Consider the following 25427-nt stretch of genomic DNA (forward strand, 5'->3'; position numbering starts at 1 on the left):
ATTGAAATCAGCGCGAGGCGAGCCGTAGCGGGTTGGCCTTTGCTGCCCATTGGATCGTTTCGCGGCCGCCCATCGCGCGGATGAAACAGGCCTGGCCCTGCGCTTTCAACTGATTGCAAAGGCTCGACGCGTCGGCGCGCGAAGCGAGCCCGTTGACCGTCAGGCGATAGAAGGTGCGGCCGCCCACCGTCGCAGCGTGGCTGGACGCGGGAAAGCTGCCGAGCATGGCGTTGCGCTTTTTCAGCGTACCCCATTTTTCCTTGGCTATCGCCAGGCTGTCATAGGCACCGAGCTGCACGGCCCAGCCGTCGGGGTTTTGGGCGTCGAAGCCCATCGCTTTGGGCACCATGACCGTTGCCAGTTCGAGCGCCTGTTTTTGCGCCGGGCGGATACGCCCCTCGCCCGCGACGCGGGGCGCGGCACGATAGGGGGCCGCATCGGCCAGGATGATTTCGCCGGCCGGCTTCGGCTGCGGCAATTCGGTGACGGGCACGACGCCTTCGGTCGTGCGTTCGGGCATCGGCAGCTCGACGCTGCGGATCGCGCTCCCCGCGTCGGCGAAAGCCGGCGGCGGCGCGTAATCGGCGACCGGCGCCGGGTCGGCGCTCGCCAGTTCGACCGCGGCGTTGCGGGCAGGCTCTGCACCGGCCATCTGCGTGTCGGCAAAGTTGCTGAGCGCCAGGCGGACCGGCATTCCCGCATCCTGCTGCGCACTGGTGCCGATCAGGCTGGCAACGCGCACCGCGGCGTTCGGCTGTTCGGCCAGCTTCGACCATTCGGCCATCCGCCCTTCAAGCTTGGCGAGCGAAAGATCCTGCGACGCGACGATGCGCGCCTGCGCCCAGCGGCCCGAGAGCGCGAGTGCGAGGGCAAAATTCTGGCGCGTCCGGGCGTCGGCCCCTTCGGCTCGTGCGGCCTCGCCCAGAACATAGAGCGACCCGGCGCTGTCACCCGCCAGCGCGAGCGCGAGGCCCAGGTCCGACGCGGGGACGGTGTCACGGTGCCGCGTAAGGAGCGTAATGGCGTCGCTGTTGCGGCCGCGCGCTATTTCGGTGAGCGCGAGCGAGAGGATTGTGCTGCTGTCGTTTGCTCCAAGCTCCATCGCTTCGGAGAGCGCGGAGGCGGCCGATGCAAAGCGGCCGTCGTTCAGATAGGCCTGCCCCAGAAGCGCGCGAAAACCGGCGTCGCGCGGGCTAGCAGCGACCGCAGCCTCGGCAAGGCTGACGGCTTTGCTCGGCTTGCCCGCTTCGAGCGCGTCGCGCGCCTTGTCGGCGGATTTGCTGGCCATAATCGGCGCGCCGGCGGCGCGCGACGGCGCATCGGCCATCTTGCCCATGCCGCTGCAACCCGTTGCTACGCCGAGCACGAAGCCCGAAACGGCCAGGTTCTTCAGCATCTTGCGGTTCATGTCGGGTCCCCCTTGATGGCGTTCAGCGTTGGCCGCGGGCCGGGCGTGCGGCGGGCAGGCGGCTCGCCATCGCGTCGATTTCGGGTAGCGTGGCGAGATAATTGTCGAGCAATTCGGTGAGGATCACCTGCGACGAACGGTTGGTGACTGCGCTGGCGAGCCGCAGGCGAAGGTGCCGTTCGGCGTCGAGACGCAAGGTAAAGGCAGCCTTTTCGCGGGCCCGCAGTGCGCTTGGCGCCTTTTCCCGCTTTGCAGCCGGTGCGGGGCGCGCCTCGACCTTGCGCGCCACCGCGGCGACGCGCTCGATGAGCGATTCCTGCTGGCGGACGACTTCGGGAACCTCGGCCATCTCCGGCGCCATCTCCAGCCCCGTCTCCGGCGCTTCGGCGACAAATTGGTCGACGCCCCGATCGGCGTCGAGCGATCCGGCGACGAGGTCGTGGCCTTCGCTTTCGTCGACGGCATGTTCGGCTTCGGCATTGTGCGCCAGCACCGATCCCGTGAGCAGCGGCTTCAGATCGACCATCCGGTCGGGGGCATCCGACTGGTCGGGATCGACATCATAGCCCATGTCATTCCAGCCGAGGTCGTCATAGCCCATACCGCCCATCGGCGCGGGGCCGCTGCCAAGCGGCTGGCGGCGCATTGCGGGGCGTGCGCCGCCCTTGCGCGCCAACAGTCCGGCGCTCAGCGATGCGAGGGGTTTCGGTTCGCCCATGGTTCCTGTCCCTCCCGTCACTGGCCGGCAATGCGGCGGCCGAAACCACCGCCCATCGGGCGAACCGTGCCGTAACTGCCCTGCTGAGGCATCGGCGCGGCGAAAACGGTGCGGCGGAAATTCTTTTCGAGCCGGTCGTTCATATAGGTCCAGAGCTGGCGGACCTCTTCGGCCGAACGGCCGTTGGGATCGACTTCCATCACGGTGCGGCCGTCGATCATCGACGCGGCATAGTCGGTGCGGTGGTGCAGCGTGACCGGCGCGACCGTGCCGTGCTGCGACAGCGCGACTGCGGCTTCGCTGGTGATCTTGGCTTTCGGGGTCGCGGCGTTGACGACGAACACCAGCGGCTTGCCCGCGCGTTCGCACAGGTCGACCGTGGCGCCGACGGCGCGCAGGTCGTGCGGACTGGGACGCGTCGGAACGACGATCAGCTCGGCGACCGAAATCACGCTCTGGATAGCCATGGTGATGGCGGGCGGCGTGTCGATGACGGCCAGCTTGAACCCTTGCTGACGCAGAATTTCGAGGTCCGATGCCAACCGCGCAACGGTCGTCTGCGCAAAGGCGGGAAGGTCGGTTTCGCGCTCGTTCCACCAGTCGGCAAGCGAGCCCTGCGGGTCGATGTCGATGAGGACGACGGGCCCGGAGCCGGCAAGCTGCGCCTGCACCGCCAGATGCCCCGACAGGGTGGTTTTACCCGACCCGCCCTTCTGTGAAGCCAATGCCAATACGCGCACTGCGTTACCCCCTCGGAAATCCGTAAAATCGGCGAAGGGATGCCATGCAGGGCGCTAAAATTGAGTTAACGATGATAAAAAGAGAGTGAACGACCTGTTCGCGATCGTGGTAAACAAGCTCCTAAGTCCGATATGTCCCATTATGGTTCGGATTCGGTGCGCCCTGAATTGCTGCTAACACCGTGTTAGCCATTTTGCGCTATGACGATCCCGGGGACTGCGGCCGTGCGCACGCGGCGCAAGTCATTGGAGAACAACATGCCTTCTTTTCGCACCCTTGCCATGCTGGCACTGCCGCTGCTGGCGGCATCGACGCTTTCGGGGCCGGCACGCGCCGACGTCAAGGCCGGGGTGGATGCGTGGCAGGCGGGCGACTATCAGTCGGCGGTGGCCGAATGGCGCCCGTTGGCGGTGGTCGGCGACGCCGATGCACAGTTCAATCTGGGGCAGGCGTACAAGCTCGGCCGCGGCGTTCCGACCGATCTGAACCAGGCCGAGGCCTGGTATCGCCGCGCCGCCAAACAGGGGCATTTGCAGGCCGAAGACAATCTTGGCCTGATACTCTTCACCGCGAACCGCCGCGACGAGGCGATGCCCTTCATCGCCAAATCGGCGGCGCGCGGCGAACCGCGGGCCCAATATGTCCTCGGCACCGCGCACTTCAACGGCGACCTTGCCGAGCGCGACTGGGCGCGCGCTTATGCACTGACGAAGCGCGCGAGCGACGCGGGGCTTTCGATCGCTTCGGCGCGGCTGGTCCAGCTCGACAGCCTGATCCCGTTCGACCAGCGCCAGCGCGGCCTTGCGATGATTCCCGAGATGGAGCGCAGCGAACAGCGTGAGCGCCTTGCCGCGGTGACGGCCGCCGCGCCGCCCGAGCCGAAGGCTGCACCGGTCTCGCCGATCAAGACCGCCAGCCTGCCGCCTTCGACGCCGGGAACCAGCTATACGCCGCCGCCCGTCATTGCCGCGACGAAACCCGCGCCCGCGCCGGTCGGCAAGCCCGCCGCATCATCGCCCGCCGCCGCCGCGGCTGCGACGGCCGCCGCCGAAGCCACCGCCGAAGCCATGGCCGCGACCGGGCAATCCGGCACGACCTACGCCGCGCCGCCAGTCAAGGCAGGGGATTCGCCCAAGCCATCCCATGCCGATCCGATCACCATCGTCGAGACCCCCACGCCCGCGCGTGTCGACAACCAGGCGGCAAGCCCGTGGCGCGCGCAGCTCGGCGCCTTCGGGATCGAGGCGAACGCCCGGAACCTTTGGGCGTCGCTGGAAAAGAAGTATCCCGACGTTGCGGGTCGCCAGCGCCATCTGGTCAAGAGCGGCAAGCTTACCCGCCTCCAGGCCGGCGGCTTTCCGAACAAGGGGGCGGCCGAAAATTTCTGCGCCACGCTGCGCAAGGACGGGCAGGCCTGTCTGGTAGTCGATAAATAGGGAGCCCTTGGCGACGTGTTCGTCACTCGTCCTCGGCGAACTGTCCGTAATGATCGGGCATCTTGAACTTCACCGTCTCGATGCAACCCGTTGCGCCCTGCGCTGACGGCGCGATGCGGCCGCTGCGCAGGATGCGGAGCGCCTGATCCCCGAAGTCCGCCGACGGCTGCGCGTCGAGTATCCTGATATTGCCGATCTCGCCCCATGGCGCAGCGTCGAACGACAGCACGGCCCAGCCTTCGATCGCCCGCTGGCGATAGGCAGGGGGATAGTGGGTGTTTGGCCGGGTCGTCCATTCGATCTTTGCGGGACAGCTCGCGTCGGCGGGACGCAACTCGCTCTCGTCCGGTTTATCGGGAGCCGTCAAGCGCCCGGCCGCGCGCCAGTAAGGATAGAGACAGCCCGTGCGGGCGCCGCCGGTAAAACGTGAGGCGCGCACTGCCTCGACCGCCGCCGCGTCAAGGTCGCTGCTACCCGAAGCGTGCGCGACGCGCGCGTTGACGGGGCGGCCCTCGGCATCGGTATCGAAAGCGATGAGCGACCAGTCGCGCGCGCCCGGCGTTGCCGCCACCTTGGAAAAGTCGGGATAGGCACGTAGCAGGACAGCCGGACGCGGCCTGTCGCGGCAATCACCGGTCGGCATTAGCCGGTTCCATCCCGCGGGAGGCAGCTTTGTCAGCCCGGCGGGAAATATCGAATAGGCGGCGAGATCGCCGAGAGGTGCCTGCTCGATCGGATCGAATCGTGGCGTATAGCGAATCGTGCAGTCGCTGCGCACCGCGCCCGCGGAAAAGCGGCTGGCAGCAAGCGCCGGGCCGGTGTCTTGCGCGTGGAGCACGAATCCCGTCTCGTCGCGCTCGATCGAATGCGGCCGCCCGGAACCGTCGATGGCGAAGCGATAGCCGACGCTTCGTACGCGTTGCGGATCGGCCGTCACCAGCGCGACATCGGGGCGCCGCATTTGCGAGGAGGCGACGACTTCGCCGTTGCAGCGGATTTCGCCGGATTGCCATCTCAGCATTCGTAGCGGCGCGCCGCTTGCCCCGACGACCGCCGGAGGAACGGACGCAAGCAGCAAGGCGGCAGTCAACATCGGCCAGTCCCCCCACCCAAACGAGGGCATCAGAATAGCTGGATCGCGACGGCTTACAAGATTGAAAAACAGCGCGATTAAACGCTATCGCGCGCCAGCACGCTCTTCCGCGAGCCGCTTCGCCAACGCCTTGCGCGATCGGTCGGCATAGGCGCGGCACGCATCGGGCTTTTCGCTGTAGCGCCCGTCGCCGACATTGTCGGGATGCGCGGCGATCAAGATGTCGCACGGCAAGGCATTCATCTTGCGATAGCTTGCCTCGAAACCCTTGAGAAACGGTGCGCCGGCCTTGGCGGTAAAGCGATAGCCCTCGGCCGACACGGGGTTGAGGCTCGCGGCAAAGACGACCGACTTGCATCGTTTCCCCTCGCACGCTTGCCAGGTCCAGCTCATGCTGCCCATCGTGTGGCCCGGCGTTGCGACCGCGGTGATGGCCGTCTTGCCTAGCCGCAGTACTTCGCCGTCCTTCAGTGTGCGGACGTTCGCGACGGCGGGCCAGTTGCCGCCATAGCCAAGCTGCGGATCGTCCGCCGCGTGGCGCCCGCTGCGCAGCCCTTCGGCGCCGCGCTCGCTGGCGATGACCGTCGCGCCCGTATCGCGCGCGAGCGCGGCGAGGCCGCCGGCATGGTCGAAATGTGGCTCGGTGCTCAGAATATATTTGATGTCTTTGGGATCGAAGCCGAGCTTGCGCACATTGGCAAGGATCGCGGGCGCCGCCTGCGGCAACGCTCCGTCGACCAGCACCAGCCCCTTGCCGGTGTCGATCAGCGCAACGCTCAACCCGCCGAAGCCGACCGCATAGGTCTTGCCGAAAATCTTCTCAGGCTTAACCGGGGCCAGCCATTCGGCCGATCGCGACGTCTCGATCGGCTGCGTCAGCGGATCGGTCGCCGGAACCGGCGCGCCGCCGACACCTGCAAGCCACGCGAACAGGCCGATTGCTTCGATCATCCTTCTCTCCTTTCGCCGCTGGAAATGCCCGGTCGTGCGCCGCCCGACAAAGTATCATTTCTCGACAAAGCCATGAGAATAATTGATGGTGGGCCATGGATCGTGCCCAGCTCCCTCTCAACGCTCTGCGCGCCTTCGAAGCGGCGGCACGCCATCTTAATTTCACGCGCGCGGGGATCGAACTGTGCGTCAGCCAGGGGGCGGTCAGCCACCAGGTCGCCGAACTCGAAAAGCGGCTGGGCACGCGGCTGTTCCACCGCCTGCCGCGGGGACTGGCGCTGACCGACGAAGGCCATGCGCTCGTCCCCGTGGTATCGGAGGCGTTCGACCGCGTCGCAGCCACGCTCGATCAATATGCCGATGGGCGCTTTCGCGAGACGCTGAAGGTCGGCGTTGTGGGGACGTTCGCGACCGGCTGGCTGCTGCCGCGGCTCGACGCCTTTGCGCGTGCGCACCCGTCGATCGATCTGCGCATCGCGACGAACAACAACCGCGTCGATCTGGCGGGGGAGGGCCTCGATTATGCGATCCGCTTCGGCGATGGCGCCTGGCACGGGACGCACGCCGAACCGCTGCTTGCGGCGCCCATGGCACCGATCTGCGCCCCTCTGGTCGCCGCGCGCCTCCGGGCACCGGCCGACCTTGTTTCAGAGCGTTTGCTGCGCTCCTACCGCGCCGACGAATGGGCGCTCTGGTTCGATGCCGCGGGCGTCGCGGTACCGCTTCTGCGCGGGCCGGTCTTCGACAGTTCGGCGCTGATGGCGGCTGCGGCGGCGGCGGGACAGGGGGTGGCGCTGGCACCGCCGTCGATGTTCACGCGCGAGCTTGCGGCGGAGCTGCTCGTTCAACCCTTTGCCATCGCGGTCGATACCGGACGTTATTGGCTGACCCGCCTGATGTCGCGCGCGGAGACGGAGGCGATGCAGCGGTTCCGCGACTGGCTGCGCGCCGAAGTCGCGGCGGGCGGCGGCGCCTGAGCCCATAGCAAAAGGGCCGCGTCGCCCCTGGGGAAACGCGGCCCTTTCGTAAAGGCTTCGGCCGTCAGGAGGCTCAGGCTTCCTTCGGCTCTTCCTCGGCGACGTCGTCGCTGGCTTCGTCAGCCAGTTCGGACGGCGGCGTCGCATCTTCGAACTCGTCTTCGCTGTCGGGTTCGAGGGCCGCGGCGGCCGCTTCGGCCTGTTCTTCCTCGAACATCGCGGCGATGACGTCGATGCCCTGGCTCTGCATTTCGGCCTCGTCGGGCGAACGCGCGACGTTGACGCCGACGGTCACGACGACTTCGGGGTGCAGCTTGACCTTGACGTCGACAAGACCCAGCGACTTGATCGGGCGTTCGAGCTCGACCATCGCCTTGGTGACGCCCTGGACGCCGTCGTCGGCCAGCGCCTCGACGATGTCGCGGACGGCGACCGATCCGTACAGCTGGCCGGTGTTCGACGCCTGGCGGATCAGGACGATCTGCTTGCCTTCGATGTCCTTGGCGCGGGCTTCGGCATCGGTGCGGCGTTCGGCGTTGTCGGCCTCGATCTTGGCGCGGTTGGCTTCAAACAGCTTGCGGTTGGCTTCGTTCGCACGCAGCGCCTTGTTGTTCGGGAGCAGATAGTTGCGGGCAAAGCCGTTCTTGACGGTGACGACGTCGCCGATACCGCCCAGTTTCTCGATACGTTCGAGCAGGATGATTTCCATGACGCTGCCCTCCTTACTTCACAATGTAGGGGAGCAGGCCGATGTGGCGCGCGCGCTTGATCGCACGGGCCAGCTCGCGCTGCTTCTTGGTGGACACCGCGGTGATCCGCGACGGGACGATCTTGCCGCGCTCCGACAGGTAACCCTGGAGCAGGCGGACGTCCTTGTAATCGATGACCGGTGCGTCCTTCGCGCTGAAGGGGCAGGTCTTGCGGCGGCGGAAAAAGGGTCGTGCCATATTGCTGTTCCTTATTCTTCGCCGTCGCGGTCACGGCCACGGCCGCCGCGGCGTTCCTGCTTGCGCATCATCACCGACGGACCCTTTTCGAGCTCGTCGACCTTGATGGTCATCCAGCGAATGATGTCTTCGTTGATCGCAGCCTGACGCTCGATCTCTGCGATCGCTTCGCCCGAAACTTCGGCCGACAGCATCACATAATGACCCTTGCGGTTCTTCTGGATCTTGTAGGCGAGCTGCTTGAGGCCCCAGGTCTCGGTCTTGTGGACCTGGCCCTTATATTCGCCGATCACGTTGGTGACGGTTTCCGCCAGCGCATCGACCTGAGCCTGGCTCAGATCCTGACGCGCGATAAAGACATGCTCGTAAAACGGCATGATGCGCTTCCTTCGATTTGGCCGATCGCTGATTTCGCGCCAATCGCGAAATCCCTCCGGCTGTCGTCCGGCCCTGCGTATTCGTGCAAGACAAACGGGGCGACCGGCACAAGGCCTCGCCCCGAATGGGGGCGCCTATACAGATTCGAGCGTGGAAATCAAGCGCGGAGGGCGAGCTTTTCCAGCAGCTCCCGCCCGAATTCGGTGAGGGTGTCGTCGCGCGCGCCGAGGATCAGGATGCGGTCGCCCGCTTTTGCTTCATCAAGGATCGCCGCGCCGCACGCCGCGCGGGTCGTCCTATGGGCGGCATCGCCGCCGCCCGCGAGGATGTCGGCGACCAGTGCCTCGCTGCCGACACTGCGGTCGACGGTGCCGCCGAAATAGACGGGGTCGCACACGAACAGCCGGTCGCCGGGCCGCATCCCCGCCGCAAAGCTGGCGGCGAGTTCCTTGCCCATCTGACGCAGCGGCCCATAGCCGTGCGGCTGAAAGAAGAACAAGGCGCGCCCCGGCAGTTCGGAGGCGGCGGCGAGCGTCGCCGCGACCTTGTCGGGATTATGCGCGAAATCGTCGATCACCGTGACGCCGCGTGCCTGCCCCAGCACCTCATAGCGGCGCGCAAGGCCCAGGAAATCGCCGAGCGCCTCGACCGCCTGTGCGATGGTTGCGCCGGCGGCGTGCGCCGCCGCGATCGCGGCGAGCGCATTGGCGGCATTGTGGCGGCCGGGCATCCGAAGCGTTGCCCGATAGGCCGTGCCGCCGGCATGGACGGTAAAGCGGCACCCATCCGCCAGCGCTTCGAAATCGCTGCCGCGCACCGCGGCGCTTTCCCCGAAGCCAAAGGTGACGATATTGTCGGTCCGCCGCAGCGCCGCCGATTCCGGATCGTCGGCGTTGACCACTGCAACGCGCGCCTTTGCGGCGAAGTCGCCGAAAAGCTGGTGCAGTTCGGAGAGGCTCTTGTGGTCGAGGCTGATGTTGGTGATGACCGCGACGTCGGGCCGATAGAGCGCGATCGACCCGTCGCTTTCGTCCACCTCGCTGACATAGGTTGACGCGCCGCCGATCAGTGCGCTTGCAAAGGGCATGTCCGCATTCGCGAAATTGCGCATCACGGCGCCGTTCATCACCGTCGGCTTGCGCTTCACGCTTTCGAGGATCCAGCCGATCATCCCGGTGACGGTCGACTTGCCGCTGGTTCCGCCGACGCCGATTGCGCTCTCTGCCGCATTGAACAGCGCCGCATTCAGCTCGGCGCGCGTGATGCGGGAAAGTCCGAGCGCGTTGGCGGCCGCGATGTCGGGAACGCTGTCCTCGATCGCCGCCGAGGCGACGAGAATCTGTCCGGCCTTCGGACCGCTGCCGTCCTGCGGGAAAAATTCGATGCCCTGTTCCGCAAGCCAGGCAAATTTGTCGGGTGTTCGGCCCTGGTCGCGGCTGCGGTCGGAGCCCGATACCTTTGCGCCGCGCGCCGCGACGATCATGGCGAGCGGCAACATGCCCGACCCGCCGATGCCGCAGAAGAAATAGGATTTGTTTTCGGCCATCGCGGCGCGATATGGCGTCGGCGAAGGGTTTGCAACAGAGCGGCATCCCCTTTCCCGTTCGCATCGAGCGAAGTCGAGATGCCCCTCGGCCCGGCGCCATGTCGATGGGTGTCTTGACTTCGCTCGACACGAACGGAAAACAAAGGCCGTTTTATGCGCATTGGCATCGTCGCCCCTTCTACCTCCATTCTTCCCGACGATGCCGAGGCGGTGCGCGCGATCGCCAGTCTCGGCTATCCCGACGTCGAACTCGAATTCGATCCGCAATGTTTTGCCGTCCACGGCCATTTCGCGGGCGAGGACGGGCACCGCTTCGCCGCGCTCGTCGAAATGGCCAACCGCTCCGACATCGACGCCGTGTGGTTCGCGCGCGGTGGTTATGGCGCCTGTCGGATCGCCGCGGACGCGGTCGCCGCGATGACCGATACCGCGCGCGGCAAGGCCTTCCTTGGCTATTCGGACCAGGGAAATTTGCTCGGCTGTCTTTATCGCGAGGGCTTCGACCATGTCGCGCACGGGCCGATGGTCGCCGATATTCGGCGCGAAGGGGGCGATGTCGCGGTCGCGCGCGCGCTCGACTGGCTCGTTGCGCGCGATCCCGCGGCGTGCGAGCCGGGGTTGGAGCATGGCGCGCGCCATGCGGCGTTCAACCTGATGACACTGTCGATGATGCTCGGCACCCCGCTCGAGCCCGACCTTTCCGGCCATGTTCTGCTCGTCGAGGAGGTCAGCGAATATCTCTATGCGTTCGACCGCGCCTTTTTTCATGTCGCAAACTATCTCGCGCCGCGCGGGCTGGCGGGCATCCGGCTCGGCCGCGTGAGCGACATCCCCGAAAATGATCGGCCGTTCGGCATGGACGCCGAAGAAATTGCCCGCGACTGGTGCGCGCGCGCCGGAATCGCCTGGCTCGGCCGCGCCGACATCGGCCATGACGCCGCGAACAAGGTCGTCCCCTTCGGCTTGCATCGCGCGGGGTGAAGGAATAGGCGCTTGCCCTTTCCGTCGTCCCCGCGAAGGCGGGGGCCGTTGTCGGCTCTATACCGATGGCGAGATATGAAATTCCAGCGGCCCCCGCCTTCGCGGGGGCGACGATAAGGGGCAAGGTCATGCGCGCATTCATCTTTCCGGGTCAGGGCAGCCAGTCGGTTGGCATGGGCAAGGCGCTCGCCGAAGCATCGACCATCGCGCGCGAGGTGTTTCAGGAGGTCGACGATGCGCTCGGCCAGCATCTGTTCAAGCTGATGAGCGAAGGGCCGGACGACCAACTCACCCTCACCGAAAATGCCCAGCCTGCGATCATGGCGAACGCGATCGCAACGCTGCGCGTGCTCGAAAAGGAAGGCGGCGTGACGCTTGCCGCCAAGGCCGATTATGTCGCGGGCCACAGTCTTGGCGAATATAGCGCGCTCTGTGCTGCGGGCGCGTTCGACCTTGCGACCACGGCGCGGCTCTTGAAGACGCGCGGCCAGGCGATGCAGGCGGCGGTGCCGGTCGGCGTCGGCGCGATGGCGGCGCTGCTCGGCGCCGATGTCGAAACCGCGCAGAAACTGGCCGACGCGGCAGCCGAGGGCGAGGTCTGCACCGTCGCCAACGACAATGACCCGTCGCAGGTCGTGATCTCGGGCCACAAGGGCGCGGTCGAGCGCGCGGTGGCATTAGTCAAGGATTACGGCATCAAGCGCGGCGTGCTGCTGCCCGTATCGGCGCCCTTCCACTGTCCGCTGATGCAGGGAGCCGCCGACGCGATGGCCGAGGCGCTCGGCGCGACCCCGCCGGCGGCGCCGCTGGTCCCCGTCGTCGCCAACGTCACCGCCAGCCCGGTGAGCGACGCCGACACGATCCGGGATTTGCTGGTGCAACAAGTCACCGGCCGCGTCCGCTGGCGCGAAAGCGTCGCATCGATGGAAGATATCGGCGTCGGCCAGTTCGTCGAATTCGGCGGCAAGGTCCTCTCGCCGATGGTCAAGCGCAGCGCGAGCGGAGAGGTCGAGACGGTCAGCGTGATGTCGATGGACGACATCGAAGCACTGCTCAAAACACTTTAAGCTCAACGATTTCAGGAGAAACACAGATGTTCGATCTCACCGGCATGACCGCCCTTGTCACCGGCGCTTCGGGCGGTATCGGTTCCGCGATCGCGCAGGCACTCGCGGCGCAGGGCGCGCGGCTCGCAGTGTCGGGCTCCAATGTCGACAAGCTCAATGCCTTTCGCGACAGCCTGGGCGGCGATCACGTCGCCTTGCCGTGCAATCTCGGCGACGCAGCGGCGGTCGATGCGCTCGTGCCCGCGGCGGTCGAGGCGCTCGGCCAGCTCGACATTCTCGTCAACAATGCCGGGGTGACGCGCGACAACCTCATCCTGCGCATGAAGGACGAGGAATGGTCGGACGTCATCCGGATCAACCTTGAGGCCAATTTCCGCCTTGCGCGCGCCGCCGCGAAGCCGATGATGAAGGCGCGCTTCGGCCGCATCATCTCGATCACCAGCGTCGTCGGCGCGACGGGCAATCCGGGGCAGGCCAATTATGCGGCGTCCAAGGCAGGCGTCACCGGCATGACGAAGGCGCTGGCACAGGAACTGGCGAGCCGCGGGGTGACGGTCAATTGCGTCGCCCCGGGCTTTATCGCGACGGCGATGACCGACGACCTGCCCGACGCACAGAAGGAGGTGCTCAACCAGCGTATCCCCGCGGGCCGGATGGGCGAGGGCGACGACATTGCCGCCGCGGTTGTCTATCTCGCGTCGAAGGAGGCGGGCTATGTCACCGGCCAGACATTGCATGTCAACGGCGGCATGGCCATGCTATCCTGAGCGCTGCGGTCGATCGCGAAGGGAATTGCCGATGACGAGATTCTGGATTGCCGCAGCGGGGCTGATGCTGACGCCGCTGCCAGCGGCAGCATCGGCACAGGAAGGCGAAAAATTCGACTGCGTCGTCGCATCGGTGCCGGCAGGGACAAAGGATTTGATCGGCGCCGCGATGGCGGGTGCCGGCGACGAGGCATCGCGCGATGCCCTGTTCAAGGAACTGGCGACGATCACCGACCGGTGCGTCGCGCGCCACGCCATCGCCGACGAGCGCAAGGGAGATTATTTCGACTACAGCCTTGCGCGGATTTCGCGCGAATGGCTGGCGGTGGACATTGCGAATCTCGATCTTGCCCCCGGCGTTGTCGACCGCGCGCTCGACTTCGGGCCGGCGGGCACGAACCCCGATCTGTCGTCGGAAATGAGCGAGGAACAGATTATGAAGATCGTGCAGGCCTATATCGAGGCGGGGGTCGATATTGAAAAGATCGACGGCGCGGTCTGGGAAAAGGTCGGCGCCTATGCCGCGGCAACATCGATTTATTGGAACAAGCGCAAGCTGCTCGCTTTCTGATGCGGTATCGCGTGCGCGATCGGTCGCCCGCCAGGCGGATATTTCAGAGCCAGCCTTCGCGGCGATACCAGCGTACGGTTTCGGCGAGCGCTTCGTCGGTATCATGTTCGGGGCGCCAGATCGCGGCGGGCGGGCGCGCGCCTTCGCTCACCACCCAGTCGGGATGCGCGATATAGCGCGCGCGGTCGGGGGTCAGCTTGGCGCGGCCGCGGCGGACGAACCTGTCGATCCGCCCGCCTGCCTTGAGCAGCAGGGCTGGGGTGGTGAGCGTCGGCACATGAGGCCGCCCCACCGCTCGGCCGATCGCGCGGGCGAACCCCCGATGCGACCAGCCTCCGGGCGTGCCATCGTCGGGTTCGTAAAGCTGACTGCAACTCGTCTGGTTCTCGGCCCCAAGCGCGACGAGCAGGCGGGCGAGGTCGTCGACATAAATCGCCGACATGCGGCCGCGCGGCGGGAGCAGCGCGATCCCGCGGCGGACCATGCGGAACAGGTCGAGCATTTCGGTGTCGCCGGGGCCGAACACTGCGGGCGGACGCACGATCGTCCAGTCGAGTTCGCTTGCTCGCACCGCAGCTTCGGCGCACTCCTTCGACCAGCCATAGTCGGAAAGCGCGGGTTCGCGCGCCGCGAGCGACGAGACATGGACGAAGCGCGACACGCCGGAAGCGCGCGCGGCAGCGATCACATTGGCGGTGGCGGTCGCATTGCCAGCCTCGAAAGCCGCGCGATTCGGTACGTTTACCACGCCGGCGATGTGCATGACGGCATTGGCGCCCGCGCTCATCTCGGCAAGGCTCGCCTTATTATCGAGCGCGCCCGCGATCCACGTCACGCCTGGACGTTCGGGCTGGGGGCGGCGGGTGAGCGCGCGGACGTGCCAGCCCGCTTCGATCGCGTGGCTGAGCGTCGCGCCGCCGACGAAACCGGTCGCGCCGGTCATCGCCAGCACGCGCCTGGCCTGTTTCTCCCCGGAACGGGGAGGGGAGGTCACAGCAGCACCAGATGGTCACGGTGGACCATGGCGCTGCGCGGCGCGTAGCCGAGCGCGGCCTCCTGCGCCTCGCGGCCGAGGCCGAGGATCGCGGCTGCGTCGGCGGCGGGATATTCGGAGAGGCCGCGCGCGACGACGCGGCCATCGGGCCCGGCGATGTCGAGGATGGCGCCGCGTGCAAAGACGCCCGACACCGCCGTGACCCCCGCGGCGAGCAGACTGGCGCCGCCCGCGAGCGCCCTGACCGCGCCCGCGTCGATCGTCAGCCGTCCTTCGGCGGTCAATCCGCCCGCGAGCCACGCCTTGCGCGCACTGGCGCCGCGCTCGGCGACGAACAGGCTGTGCCGCGCCTCGGTCGACAATGGCCGGTCGATGCGGCCCGATGCGATGGCGAGGTGCGCGCCCGCGGCATTGGCGATCCGGGCGGCGGCGATTTTCGACACCATGCCCCCCGATCCCATGCCCGACGCCGATCCGGTGTCGGCCATCGCTTCGATGCCCGAATCGATCCTGTCGATCCGCGCGATATGGACCGCGCCCGGCAGCGCAGGGTTGCGGTCGTAGAGCCCGTCGATGTCGGACAGCAGGATGACGCCGCGCGCCGCCGCAGCCTGCGCGACGCGTGCCGCGAGCCGGTCGTTGTCGCCAAAGCGGATTTCCTCGGTCGCGACGCTGTCATTTTCATTGATGATCGGGACGACGCCAAGGCTGAGCAGGCGGTCGAGCGTTGCCGCGGCGTTCAGATAGCGCCGTCGATGTTCAAGATCGCCGAGCGTCACCAGCATCTGTGCCGCGGTCAAACCTTCGGCGCCGAGCACCTCGGCCCAAACCTGGCTGAGCGCGATCTGGCCGGTCGCCGCGGCCGCCTGGGCATCCTCAAGGCTCGCGCGGCCGCCCTTGGACAGTCCCAGCCGCCGCGCGCCCAATGCGATGGCGCCCGACGACACCACCGCGACCTGCTGCCCCGCGCGCGCGCGCTCGGCGATGTCGGCCGCGATCCCCGCCAGCCAGTCGCGCCGTACCGCTCCATCTGGATCGACGAGCAGCGCCGATCCGATCTTGACGATCAGCCGCGGGCAGGAGACGGGTGGAAACAGGCTCATTCCGCAGCCGATAGCGCGGCGACGACCGCGCGCCAATGCGAATGTCAAAGGCGGCGCTGCACGACCTGTTCGGCCGGTTGCCGAACCCGGTTGACCGCGCGCCTCGCCATGGGCACATCCGGCCGATGTCGAACATCGCCCCCGTCATCGAAACCGAACGCCTGCGCCTGCGCCCCGGGCGCCTGTCGGACAAGGATACGCATATCGCAATGTGGGCCGATGCGCGCGTCACGCGTTTCATCGGCGGCGAACCGCGCGCGCCTGACGTGAGCTGGGGGAAGTTTTTGAGCTCGGCGGGACTGTGGCCGGTGATGGGCTTTGGCTATTGGGTGTTCGCCGACAAGGCGAGCGACGCGCTGATCGGCATGGGCGGCCTCAGCTATTTCTGCCGCGGCATCGCCGAACTCGAAGGGATGCCCGAGGCAGGCTGGGCGTTCGACGCCGACCATTGGGGCGCGGGTTATGCGACCGAGGCGATGACCGCGGCGCTTAGCTGGGCGGACGCGAACCTCGACGCAAACGAAGTGCGCTGCATCATCGATCTGGGCAATGACGCATCGGAACGTGTGTCGACCAAGCTCGGTTTCCGCCGCATCGGTGACAGCGACGCGCTGGGGCATGTGGTGGCGATTTATGCGCGGCCGCGGGGTGGGTAACGCCTTCCGTCATCCCGGCGAAGGCCGGGATCTCACCCTGTCGGATTGACGCACCGGCGAGATCCCGGCCTTCGCCGGGATGACGAACAAGCATGGAGCTACACGACCTCGACCACCAGTACGCCGCCATCGGCGCTGACGACGCGGACCTTGCTGCCCTCGGCGGCGTCGGGGCCGCGCACAGGCCATTCGCCATCGCCGACTTTCGCGCGCCCGCGTCCATCCTCGATCGCCTTGGTCACGATCAGCACTTCGCCGATCAGGCGGCCGCCGCGCTGGTTGAGATGCGGGTCAGCGGTCGTGATCGGATTGGCCTTGAGCCAGCGACGCCCGCCATAGAGCGCGACGAACGACAGCACGGCAAAGATGCCGAGCTGGAACGGGACGCTGAGCGGGACGATCCACGCGATGACGCCGGTAACGATCGCCGCGGCGCCGATCCAGATGAGGAAAAAGCCCGGCGCGACGATCTCCGCCGCCGCGAGCAGAACGCCGAGCGACAGCCACGCCCAATGCGGTTCCATATTGGCAAGCCAGTCGGGCATCTCAGGCTCCCGTCTTGCGTTCGATCGCGTCGCGCGCGAGTTCGCCGATCCCGCCCAAAGTGCCGATCAACTGCGTCGCTTCGACGGGGAACAGGATCGTCTTGCTGTTCGGGCTGGTCGCAAACTGGCTGACCGCCTCGACATATTTCTGCGCGACGAAATAGTTGATCGCCTGCGCATTGCCGCTGGCGATCGCGTCGCTGACCATCTGCGTCGCTTTCGCTTCGGCCTCGGCCTCGCGTTCGCGTGCTTCGGCGTCGCGGAAGGCGGCCTCGCGGCGGCCTTCGGCCTCAAGGATCTGGCTCTGCTTCTCACCCTCGGCGCGCAGGATTTCGGACGCGCGCAGCCCCTCCGCTTCAAGGATCGCGGCGCGCTTTTCGCGCTCGGCCTTCATCTGCCGCGCCATCGCGTTCGAAATGTCGGCGGGCGGGCGGATGTCCTTGATCTCGACGCGCGTGATCTTGACGCCCCACGGCGTCGTTGCATCGTCGACGACGTGGAGCAGCCGCGCGTTGATCTCGTCGCGTTTCGAGAGGGTCTCGTCGAGGTCCATCGATCCCATGACGGTGCGCAGGTTGGTCGTCGTCAGGTTCATGATCGAGAGGTAAAGGTCGCTTACCTCGTAGGCCGCCTTGGCCGCGTCGAGCACCTGAAAGAACACCACCCCGTCGACCGCGACCATCGCATTGTCCTTGGTGATGATTTCCTGCCCCGGAATGTCGAGCACCTGTTCCATCATGTTCACTTTCCGGCCCACCCGGTCAAAGATCGGCATGATGAAGTTGAGCCCCGGCTGCGCGGTATGCGTGTAACGGCCGAAGCGTTCGATCGTATAGGCAAAGCCCTGCCTCACGGGCGTCAGCGCCCAGATCAGGAACACCAGCGCCAGAACCACCAGTGCGATTGCGAATTCCATCGATCATCCCCTTTTGCAAACAAGCGTCTTTGCAAACCCGCCTTCCTTATTGCGGCAATGGCGCGCCTGCGCCACAGAAAAGCGCATGACCGACTTTGCTCCGCGCTCGCTGCTCTATGTTCCGGGGTCGAACGCTCGCGCGCTCGAAAAGGCGCAGGGACTCGCCGCCGATATGCTGATCATCGATCTGGAGGATGCCGTCCCCGAGGATCGCAAGGCCGAGGCGCGTGCGGCGATGCGTGCGGCGGTGACGGCGGGCTATCCGGGAAAGCGCGTTGCGGTACGGATCAATGGCGCAGGCAGCGCGCATCAGGGGACGGACATCGACGCGCTGGCGGGCCTGGCGATCGACGCGGTCGTCCTGCCCAAGGTCGACGCGCCGGCCGATCTGGACGCCGCGCGGAGGCTTGGCCTGCCATTGCTTGCGATGATAGAGACGCCGATCGCCATTTATGCTGCGCGCGACATCGCTGCGGATACCGCGGTTGCCGGGCTGATCGCGGGGCTCAATGATCTGGCGCACGAACTGAAGCTGCCGGACGGAATGGACCGCGGCGCGATGAGCCATGCGATTCAGGCGATCGTGCTCGCGGCGCGCGCGGGCGGGATATGGTGTTTCGACGGCGTTTATAATGCGATTGACGACGCCGCGGGCTTTGCGAACGAAGCCGCCGAAGGCCGCCGGCTGGGTTTCGACGGCAAGACGCTGATCCACCCGTCGCAGGTCGATCCGTGCAACGCCGCCTTCGCCCCTTCGGAGCGCGAGATCGTAGCGGCCGAGGCGCTTGTCGCCGCTGCAACGGGCGGAGCGCAGCGCCACGAAGGCCGGATGATCGAGGATATGCACGTCGTCGCGGCGAGGGCTTTGCTGGAGCGGGCGGGGCGTTGAACCTCTGCGTCAGGTCGACCTTCGCGGGACATTTTATTGTAACTTTCTGGTCCCTCTCCGGAAAGCCAAAGAACGGCATGATCAGGCTGTCTGACTCGACGTTGGATCTCTGACCGAACGGCCCCTTTCCCGCCCGATGTGGGTCTTGGCCCCCTAAAGCAGTTCGAAGACGTCGTAGCGCACCGCGCCGCCAATACTCGCGCCGAGCCCGACAGCGACGATGTCGTTGAGCCAAAGATAGCGTTCGTCCCCGGTTTCGAACATCGGCGTGGTACGGAAATAGACCTCGGCCTTTTCCTCCGGTGTTTGCGGCCCGCCGTTCCGCGCATGTTTGTGGGCGGCCGACAGCGGACGCAAAACTCCGCGATAGGAAACATAAATCAGCGCGCCATCATGCGTCTCCAGCGTGATCCGCGCATCGAGCCGCAGCGTGTCGCGGTCGTCAATCGTCGCCCAATCCCCGCCGCTTGGCATCACGCGTCCGTGCAGGCGTTCGCCCGTGACTTCGCCGCCGGTCAGCGCGGCGATCATGCGGCGTCCGAAATGCGCCTTTCCGACCATCTGCTGCGGTTCGGTGAAGGCGGCGCGGTAGGAACAGAGGTAGCGGAAACGGGGTTCGTCCATCGATCATTTCCTTTTTCGAAGAACAGGGGCGCGGCGGCGAAAGTCGGTGCCGCCGCGCGCGCGGGATCACATCTTGAAGGCGACCGTCACGCCATAGGTGCGCGGCGGCGCATAGGGGGTCAGTATCTGACGGAACGGGCCGAAATAGGTAACATAGGTCGGCGTCAGCTCATCGGTCAGATTCTTGCCCCACAGCGATAGCTCCCAGCGATCGCCGGGCCCCGAAAGCGACAGGCGGGCGTCCAGATTCTCATGCGACGGCCAAAGCTGCTGCGGGATGTTCGACGCCTCGAAAAAGGCATCGTCGACCCAGCTGTAATCGACGCGCAGCTTCGCCGACAGGTCGCCCAGCGGAGCCTCGACCTGTCCGCCGATGTTGAACTTGTTCTTCGGCGATCGCGGCAGGCGGTTGCCCGTATAGTTCTGGCCGGGGATCGTATATTCGGTGAATTTCGCGTCGAGATAGGCATAGCTGCCGTCGATCTGGAAGCCCTCGAAGGGACGGGCCACTGCCTCGACCTCCACCCCCTTGATCCGCGCTTTCGCCGCGTTGGTGACGACGACGCAGCACAGCGGGATAAGCTGCGAGATCTGAAGATCCGAATAATCGGTGCGAAAGGCTGCGACGTTGAGCCGCAGGCGGCGGTCGAACCAGTCGGTCTTGGCCCCGACCTCATAGCCCCAGGCGAATTCCGGGTCATAGGGAGTCGACGCCCCCGCCGCCGTTCCCGAAATCCCCTGGAAACCACCACTTTTATAGCCGCGGGCAACCGAGGCGTAGAGAAGGATGTCGTCGCTCGCTTTCCAGTTGAGCGCAAAGCGCGGCGTGAAGGCTTTCCAGTTCTTCTTGCCCGTTACATCATAGCCTGCGAGCGATCCCAGCGGCGGTGGCAGGCCGGGGCCGCTGTCGGCCTTGAAACCCGCGAAGCGGCCGCTCTTGCGTTCCCAGGTCATGCGCGCGCCGAGCGTCGCGGTCAGCGACGGGACGATCTCCACATCGACCTGGCCGAAGATCGCAACGCTGCGCGCGTTGACCGATTGCGGATAGATGCCCGTTCCCGAAATGGCGGGGGTCGGAAAATCCTGGATCTGCCCTTCGACGCGGTCGTTGTTCTCCTTGAGGAAATAGATGCCCGTCTGGCCTTTCAGGCGCCCGCCCCACGCATCGAAGGCGAGGCGCAGTTCCTGGCTGAACTGGCTATTGTCTTCCTCGCCAAAGCTGGTCGATTCGATCTGCGCCGGCGGGTTGATGGGGTTGCTGAAAAACGGCGTGACGAAGTTGAACTTCACCTTGCGCAGCGCGGTGAGCGACGTCAGCGTGCCGAAGGGCAGGTCGAGATTGGCCTCCGCCGAATAGGTTTGGATCGTGCGCTTGACCTCGCCGTCGATATAGGCGTTCACCACGCGCGGATCGGGGTTGATCCCGACGCAGTGAATTCCATTATTGAAACTTGCGTCGCAATTGTTGTGGCGGGGATTGCCCCTCTGGTCCTGGCGCGCCACTTCGGCGCGCAGGATGATGTCGAGCGTGTCGGTCGGCACGAAACGCAGCGCGATACGCCCCGTCGTCAGGTTGAGGTCGTTGACGTCATTGCCGGTCGATTCATTATATTCGAAGCCGTCGCGCTGCTTGTGCGACAGGCCCGCGGACAGATAGATATTGTCCGTCAGCGCCATGTTGCCGCGCGCAATCACGCCGACGCGATCATAATTTCCGTAGGTGCCCTCGAAATAGAAGCTTTCTTCGTCGGTCGGCTTGCGGCTGATGAACTGGACAAGGCCGCCGATCGCGTTCTTGCCGAACAAGGTTCCCTGCGGCCCGCGCAGCACTTCGACGCGCTCAAGATCGAGGGCGTCGAGATCGGGCGTACCGCCGCGTCCGGCGTAAACGCCATCGACGAAAACGACGACCGACGGGTCGCCGCCCGCATTCTGGCTGATCCCCGGCGCGCTGCCGATGCCGCGCATTGCGAAATTGGTGTTGATGGGGTCGACCGCGCTCACCGCAAGGCCCGGCGTACGGATTGCGATATCCTGCACCGTTTCGATGCTGTTGTCGCGGAGCTGATCGGCGCCGAAGGCCGTAACCGAGACGGGAACATCCTGTAGCCTTTGTTCCTGGCGCTGGGCGGTCACGATGATGTCGCCGCTTGCGTCGCCGGCTTCCTGCGCGGCGACGGAAGCGGGCAGCGCCGCGGCGGCGGCGCCGGCCAAAAAGAGGGCGGATTGCTTCCTGTGGAAATTGGTCATCTCGCGTCTCCCAACACGTTGTCCTTTGCTCATCCGATCAGGCTTGACTCGGCGGCAAATTTACTTAGTTTTCTAAGTAACTGTTTCTATATATCAGGCCGGCTCGCGGTGCAAGAGCGAGCGGCATTCGGGAGAATGGGATCGATGGCGACACAGAGCGCGGAAGCCGGTTCGCATGCCACGATCGTTCCCGACGCGGGAGACCCGTCAGCGGATTGGCCGCGCCCCGCCTATAGCTGGTACGCCGTCGGCGTTCTCCTGCTCGCTTATACCCTGTCGTTTGTCGACCGGATGATCCTCAGCCTGCTCGTTGCGCCGATTCGCGCCGCACTCGATATTTCGGATACCGAGGTGAGCCTGCTGATCGGGCTCGCCTTTGCGCTTTTTTATACGCTGCTGGGGTTGCCGATTGCGTGGATCGCCGATCGCTGGAACCGCCGGAACCTCATTGTATCGGGCGTGGCGCTGTGGAGCGCGATGACTGCGGCTTGCGGCTTTGCCGGAAGCTATGCGACGCTGTTCCTCGCGCGCATGGGGGTGGGGGTCGGCGAAGCGGCGCTGTCGCCGGCCGCTTATTCGATGCTCAGCGACATGTTTCCGCGCGACAAGCTTGCGCGCGCGATGGCGGTTTATTCGATCGGTGTGCCGCTCGGCGCGGGTGTTGCGATGATCCTCGGTTCCTTCGTCGTCCAGACGGTGCTCGCGGCACCGATGGTTGACCTGCCGCTGATCGGCGCGGTCGATGCGTGGCGGACGATCTTTCTGTGGGTCGCCGCGCCGGGGCTGCTGATCTGCCTATTGCTGCTGACGATCCGAGAGCCGCTGCGACGCGGGCTCGCGAAAGCCGGACCGCGCAGCGACGCGGCGCCGGGTTTCCTGGTGCATCTGAAAAGGCAGCGCGTCGCCCTGGGCGCGTTGTTCGCGGGCATGTCGCTGATCGGGCTCGTCATGTACGGCGTGATCGCATGGGTGCCGACCTTCTTCGCGCGCACTTATGGCATGGCGGTGTCAGAGGCCGGTTTTTGGTTCGGCGTGATCATGGCGACCGGCGGCGCGGCAGGACTTGTGATGGGCGGGACGCTCGCCGACCGGCTGTTTGCCCGCGGCGTCGCCGATTCGCATCTGCGCGTGATGCGCCTTTCGATCCTGCTCGGCGGGCCGCCGCTGCTCGCAGCGGCGCTGATGCCGACTGCGACGCTGGCCTTCGTCATGCTTGCCATCGCCTTTCCGATGCTGACCATGCACGGCGTCGGAACGGTGGCGCTGCAATTCATCACGCCGAACGAATATCGCGCGCGCGTCACCGCGCTCTATTTCTTCGTCGTCAACCTCACTGGGCTCGGCTTCGGTCCGATGTTGATGGCGCTCCTTACCGACCATCTTTTCGCCGACGACGGTGCGCTGCGCTATTCGATCGCCTTGGTAACGGGCGTCGCGCTGCCGCTTGCCGCAATTATCCTGACCGCGGGCTTTTCGGCTTTCGCGCGCGATCTTGCCAAAACGGCGAAGGCAACCGGCTGAGTCCCTTCAGGTTCCCGAAAAGCCCATCCCGGCGCGCGGCTCGCCGGGGTGGGATATATTCGACTTCGCCGCGACAATCGGCAACCCGGCCTCGACCGAATTATGATTGCGATGCTGCCCTCTTCGCCGCGATGATGGCAGGTTAAAAGCTCGCCCGCGCGGTGAGGCGAATGTCGCGGCCCGCCAGCGGCACATAATCCTTGGTGAAGCTGGCGTGACGGCGCGCCTCGACGTCGAAGATGTTGTTGGCGGCCAGGCTGAGCGTCAGGTTGCGGCTGTCGGGAAGCGGGCGCCAGCTGATCGATGCGTTGACCAGGGTAAAGCCCTTTGTCGCCGTCTCGAACGGCGCGATGCGCGTCTGGTCGTCGGTCCATTCGACTTCGGCGCGTGCGTCGATCCGCTCGCCCTGTGCTTCCAGCCCACCGAGAACGCGTAGCGCGGGAATGCGCGGCGCATGTTGGTCGAGCCCGCCCTTGATTTTCGCGCGCGTCATGTCGGCCGTCGCGTCGGCGACAATGTTGAACCCGCCGATCTGCGCCAGCCGCGCGCTCGCCTCGGCTTCGAAGCCCCAGACGCGTGCGTCGCGCTGGAAATATTGGAAGACGGGAAGTTCATCCTCCTCTTCACCGGTCGCATTGGAATAGATGAAATTGTCGAACCAGTTGGAATAGGCCGCAAGGTTGAGGTTGAAGCCGTCGGTCTTGAGCTTGAACGACGCCTCGGCACCCCAACTCGCTTCGCGCTGGAGATCCGGATTGCCGACCTCGAACGACTGGGTCGCGATATGCGGGCCGTTGGAGAAAAGCTCCTCGGCCGAGGGCGCGCGCACGGCGCGGGCGACCGAGACGCCGAATTTCACGCCGTCGGCCAGCTCATAATTGGCGCCGAGTGCGCCCGAGAAGGCGTCGAAATCGCGCTCGATCCCCAGCGTCGGCGCACGGACGTTCGTGCTTTCGAAACGCGCCGCCGCCTCGATGCCCAACGGACCAGCCTGCCATTCCTGAAGCGTGAACAGCGCGAATTGGTCGGTCAGGTTGCGCGGGACAAAGGCTTCGGCGCCGATCGCGTTGAAATCGCGGTGGCTGTATTGCACCCCGCTCGCGCCGCGCCAACCGCCGCGGTCATTCTGCGCCAGTTCCAGCCGGCCTTCGACGCCCTGGTTGGTAAAGACGGTGCCGACCTCATCCCCTTCGAACTCCGTATGTTCGTAATCGGCATAACCCGCGCGGATGCGCAGCTTGTCGAAAAAGCCGTCGCCCATTTCGACCTCCCCACGCAAATCGGCGCGCCACTGCTTGAGGCCAATCGTCACCGGGCCCTCACCATGCTCGTGGCCGTGATCGTCATCCTCGTCGTCGTGGCCGTGGTCGTGCGCGGTATTCGGCCGCGACGGCACGCCGTAATTGCTATCGAAATAGCTCACCGAAATGCCGAGCTGGCCGCCGTCGTTGATCAGCGACAGGCCGCCAGCGGCTGTCCAGGTTTCGCTGGCCGTGTTCGCCACCTTGCCGCGCGACCCCGCCTGCTCGGTCAGTTCGGCGGCCTCGTCGGCATGGCCTTCTTCGGCTTCGTGCTCGGCGAGGTGCAAAAGCTCGTTACGCAATGCGGGGGCATAGACAAAGCCGCCCGTGCGCACATCGCCGGTCTTGCGCCAGCTGCCGTCGAGATGCGCGACGATCTGCGGTGAGAGGGCGACGTCGATCGACGCCCCGACGTTGCGGTCGTCGGCGGCGGTGGCATAGCCACCAATGGCGTCGATATGCACGTGATCGCCGGGCACCTTACGCGGGATGCGGCGGTCGAACAGGTTCACCGCCCCGCCGATCGCCTGGCTGCCGAACAGCAGCACCGCCGGACCGCGCAGGATTTCGACGCGCTCGACGGTGAGCGGGTCGATCGTTACCGCATGGTCGGCCGAGGTATTCGACACGTCGATCGATCCGATGCCGTCGGTCAAAACGCGGACGCGCTCGCCCGAAAAGCCGCGCAGTACGGGGCGAGAGGCGCCGGGGGTGAAACTGGTCGCCGAAACGCCGGCTTGCCGCGTCAGGCTGTCGCCGATCTGGCCGCGGAGGTCGCGCGCCAACTCGTCGCCTTCGAGCACCGAAACATTGCCGAGGATGTCCAGGCTGCGCACATAGGGCGCGGTGACGATGATCGGTTCGCGAGTGTGTACATCGTCGTCGCTGCCGGTCGCTGTGCGGTCCTGCGCGAGGGCGGGCGCCGAGAGGACAAGGGTGAGGGTGAAACCGGCGGAAGAGAGAAAACGCATGGGACCGAACAAATCCTGTTTGAGGGAGGAATGGCGCGGTTCAGTAATGTTATACTGTTACAATTACAAGCCTGTT

At 65.9% G+C, this 25427-nt stretch carries 25 protein-coding genes; 9 read left to right on the forward strand and 16 right to left on the reverse strand.

Features of this window, described 5'->3' with window-relative positions; all coding sequences use genetic code 11:
- Window positions 1-7 precede the first annotated feature (7 nt).
- From RIA72_RS05140 to RIA72_RS05150, 3 genes are read right to left on the reverse strand one after another with little or no spacing between them, the layout of a single operon-like run.
- A complete protein-coding gene (locus RIA72_RS05140) occupies window positions 8-1408 on the reverse strand; it encodes an SPOR domain-containing protein (protein WP_350031247.1) in 1401 nt (466 codons plus the stop codon).
- A gap of 22 nt (window positions 1409-1430) precedes the next feature.
- On the reverse strand, window positions 1431-2126 hold the full coding sequence (locus tag RIA72_RS05145; protein WP_350031248.1) for a hypothetical protein: 696 nt from the start codon (window positions 2124-2126) through the stop codon (window positions 1431-1433).
- 17 nt (window positions 2127-2143) lie between these two features.
- The gene (locus RIA72_RS05150) at window positions 2144-2866 is read right to left on the reverse strand and encodes an AAA family ATPase (RefSeq protein WP_350031249.1); all 723 of its coding nucleotides are present in this window, start codon (window positions 2864-2866) and stop codon (window positions 2144-2146) included.
- A 258-nt stretch (window positions 2867-3124) separates the two neighbouring features.
- Between RIA72_RS05150 and RIA72_RS05155 the strand changes: the two genes are divergently transcribed.
- Window positions 3125-4303 (forward strand): SPOR domain-containing protein, encoded by a 1179-nt coding sequence (locus RIA72_RS05155; protein ID WP_350031250.1) that lies wholly within the window; start codon window positions 3125-3127, stop codon window positions 4301-4303.
- A 22-nt stretch (window positions 4304-4325) separates the two neighbouring features.
- Here the strand turns inward: RIA72_RS05155 and RIA72_RS05160 are convergent, their stop codons facing one another.
- Window positions 4326-5396 carry an energy transducer TonB gene (locus tag RIA72_RS05160; protein WP_350031251.1) on the reverse strand — a complete coding sequence of 357 codons (1071 nt, stop codon included), beginning with the start codon at window positions 5394-5396 and terminating at the stop codon, window positions 4326-4328.
- Window positions 5397-5480: 84 nt separating this feature from the next.
- Window positions 5481-6347, reverse strand: a complete 867-nt coding sequence (gene bla / locus RIA72_RS05165; protein WP_350031252.1) for a subclass B3 metallo-beta-lactamase — start codon at window positions 6345-6347, stop codon at window positions 5481-5483.
- Window positions 6348-6442: 95 nt separating this feature from the next.
- Between bla and RIA72_RS05170 the strand changes: the two genes are divergently transcribed.
- Window positions 6443-7324 carry a LysR substrate-binding domain-containing protein gene (locus RIA72_RS05170; RefSeq protein ID WP_350031253.1) on the forward strand — a complete coding sequence of 294 codons (882 nt, stop codon included), beginning with the start codon at window positions 6443-6445 and terminating at the stop codon, window positions 7322-7324.
- A 73-nt stretch (window positions 7325-7397) separates the two neighbouring features.
- On the opposite strand, the gene rplI is transcribed toward RIA72_RS05170, so the two are convergent.
- The 4 genes from rplI to RIA72_RS05190 all read right to left on the reverse strand — a co-directional run bounded on the left by rplI (window position 7398) and on the right by RIA72_RS05190 (window position 10195).
- Window positions 7398-8033, reverse strand: coding sequence for a 50S ribosomal protein L9 (rplI, locus tag RIA72_RS05175; protein ID WP_350031254.1), 636 nt, complete (start codon window positions 8031-8033; stop codon window positions 7398-7400).
- Window positions 8034-8046: 13 nt separating this feature from the next.
- Window positions 8047-8271 (reverse strand): 30S ribosomal protein S18, encoded by a 225-nt coding sequence (rpsR, locus tag RIA72_RS05180; protein WP_089217216.1) that lies wholly within the window; start codon window positions 8269-8271, stop codon window positions 8047-8049.
- 11 nt (window positions 8272-8282) lie between these two features.
- Window positions 8283-8648 (reverse strand): 30S ribosomal protein S6, encoded by a 366-nt coding sequence (gene rpsF / locus RIA72_RS05185; protein ID WP_194955022.1) that lies wholly within the window; start codon window positions 8646-8648, stop codon window positions 8283-8285.
- A 158-nt stretch (window positions 8649-8806) separates the two neighbouring features.
- Window positions 8807-10195: a Mur ligase family protein gene (locus RIA72_RS05190; protein WP_350031255.1), complete on the reverse strand. Its 1389-nt coding sequence runs from the start codon at window positions 10193-10195 to the stop codon at window positions 8807-8809.
- A 153-nt stretch (window positions 10196-10348) separates the two neighbouring features.
- On the opposite strand from RIA72_RS05190, the gene RIA72_RS05195 reads away from it, so the two are divergent.
- From RIA72_RS05195 to RIA72_RS05210, 4 genes are all read left to right on the forward strand, one after another.
- Window positions 10349-11176 carry an LD-carboxypeptidase gene (locus tag RIA72_RS05195; protein ID WP_350031256.1) on the forward strand — a complete coding sequence of 276 codons (828 nt, stop codon included), beginning with the start codon at window positions 10349-10351 and terminating at the stop codon, window positions 11174-11176.
- Window positions 11177-11304: 128 nt separating this feature from the next.
- Window positions 11305-12243 carry an ACP S-malonyltransferase gene (gene fabD / locus RIA72_RS05200; protein WP_350031257.1) on the forward strand — a complete coding sequence of 313 codons (939 nt, stop codon included), beginning with the start codon at window positions 11305-11307 and terminating at the stop codon, window positions 12241-12243.
- 26 nt (window positions 12244-12269) lie between these two features.
- On the forward strand, window positions 12270-13010 hold the full coding sequence (gene fabG / locus RIA72_RS05205) for a 3-oxoacyl-[acyl-carrier-protein] reductase (RefSeq protein ID WP_350031258.1): 741 nt from the start codon (window positions 12270-12272) through the stop codon (window positions 13008-13010).
- A 31-nt stretch (window positions 13011-13041) separates the two neighbouring features.
- The gene (locus tag RIA72_RS05210) at window positions 13042-13581 is read left to right on the forward strand and encodes a hypothetical protein (RefSeq protein ID WP_350031259.1); all 540 of its coding nucleotides are present in this window, start codon (window positions 13042-13044) and stop codon (window positions 13579-13581) included.
- Window positions 13582-13624: 43 nt separating this feature from the next.
- Here RIA72_RS05210 and RIA72_RS05215 read toward each other — a convergent pair whose 3' ends face one another.
- Both RIA72_RS05215 and proB read right to left on the reverse strand, forming a co-directional pair.
- Window positions 13625-14524, reverse strand: coding sequence for an NAD-dependent epimerase/dehydratase family protein (locus RIA72_RS05215; RefSeq protein WP_350031260.1), 900 nt, complete (start codon window positions 14522-14524; stop codon window positions 13625-13627).
- 47 nt (window positions 14525-14571) lie between these two features.
- Complete coding sequence (proB, locus tag RIA72_RS05220; protein WP_350031261.1) at window positions 14572-15678, reverse strand: glutamate 5-kinase; 1107 nt, start codon at window positions 15676-15678, stop codon at window positions 14572-14574.
- Window positions 15679-15713: 35 nt separating this feature from the next.
- Here proB and RIA72_RS05225 point away from each other — a divergent pair, with 35 nt between their 5' ends.
- Window positions 15714-16334, forward strand: coding sequence for a GNAT family N-acetyltransferase (locus RIA72_RS05225; protein WP_350031262.1), 621 nt, complete (start codon window positions 15714-15716; stop codon window positions 16332-16334).
- Window positions 16335-16432: 98 nt separating this feature from the next.
- On the opposite strand, the gene RIA72_RS05230 is transcribed toward RIA72_RS05225, so the two are convergent.
- Together RIA72_RS05230 and RIA72_RS05235 are read right to left on the reverse strand one after the other, a co-directional pair.
- A complete protein-coding gene (locus RIA72_RS05230) occupies window positions 16433-16879 on the reverse strand; it encodes an NfeD family protein (protein ID WP_350031263.1) in 447 nt (148 codons plus the stop codon).
- 1 nt (window position 16880) lies between these two features.
- Window positions 16881-17795: an SPFH domain-containing protein gene (locus tag RIA72_RS05235; protein WP_350031264.1), complete on the reverse strand. Its 915-nt coding sequence runs from the start codon at window positions 17793-17795 to the stop codon at window positions 16881-16883.
- Between the two features lie 85 nt (window positions 17796-17880).
- On the opposite strand from RIA72_RS05235, the gene RIA72_RS05240 reads away from it, so the two are divergent.
- Window positions 17881-18684, forward strand: coding sequence for an HpcH/HpaI aldolase/citrate lyase family protein (locus tag RIA72_RS05240; protein ID WP_350031265.1), 804 nt, complete (start codon window positions 17881-17883; stop codon window positions 18682-18684).
- A 153-nt stretch (window positions 18685-18837) separates the two neighbouring features.
- Here RIA72_RS05240 and RIA72_RS05245 read toward each other — a convergent pair whose 3' ends face one another.
- Window positions 18838-19308, reverse strand: coding sequence for a DUF3237 domain-containing protein (locus RIA72_RS05245; RefSeq protein ID WP_350031266.1), 471 nt, complete (start codon window positions 19306-19308; stop codon window positions 18838-18840).
- Window positions 19309-19374: 66 nt separating this feature from the next.
- Window positions 19375-21558 carry a TonB-dependent receptor gene (locus RIA72_RS05250; protein ID WP_350031267.1) on the reverse strand — a complete coding sequence of 728 codons (2184 nt, stop codon included), beginning with the start codon at window positions 21556-21558 and terminating at the stop codon, window positions 19375-19377.
- Between the two features lie 144 nt (window positions 21559-21702).
- On the opposite strand from RIA72_RS05250, the gene RIA72_RS05255 reads away from it, so the two are divergent.
- Complete coding sequence (locus RIA72_RS05255; RefSeq protein WP_350031268.1) at window positions 21703-23079, forward strand: spinster family MFS transporter; 1377 nt, start codon at window positions 21703-21705, stop codon at window positions 23077-23079.
- A gap of 142 nt (window positions 23080-23221) precedes the next feature.
- On the opposite strand, the gene RIA72_RS05260 is transcribed toward RIA72_RS05255, so the two are convergent.
- Entirely contained in the window at window positions 23222-25351 is a 2130-nt protein-coding gene (locus RIA72_RS05260) for a TonB-dependent receptor (protein ID WP_350031269.1), read from the reverse strand.
- Window positions 25352-25427: the final 76 nt, after the last annotated feature.

This window comes from Sphingopyxis sp. (assembly GCF_040216815.1).
Taxonomy (GTDB): domain Bacteria; phylum Pseudomonadota; class Alphaproteobacteria; order Sphingomonadales; family Sphingomonadaceae; genus Sphingopyxis.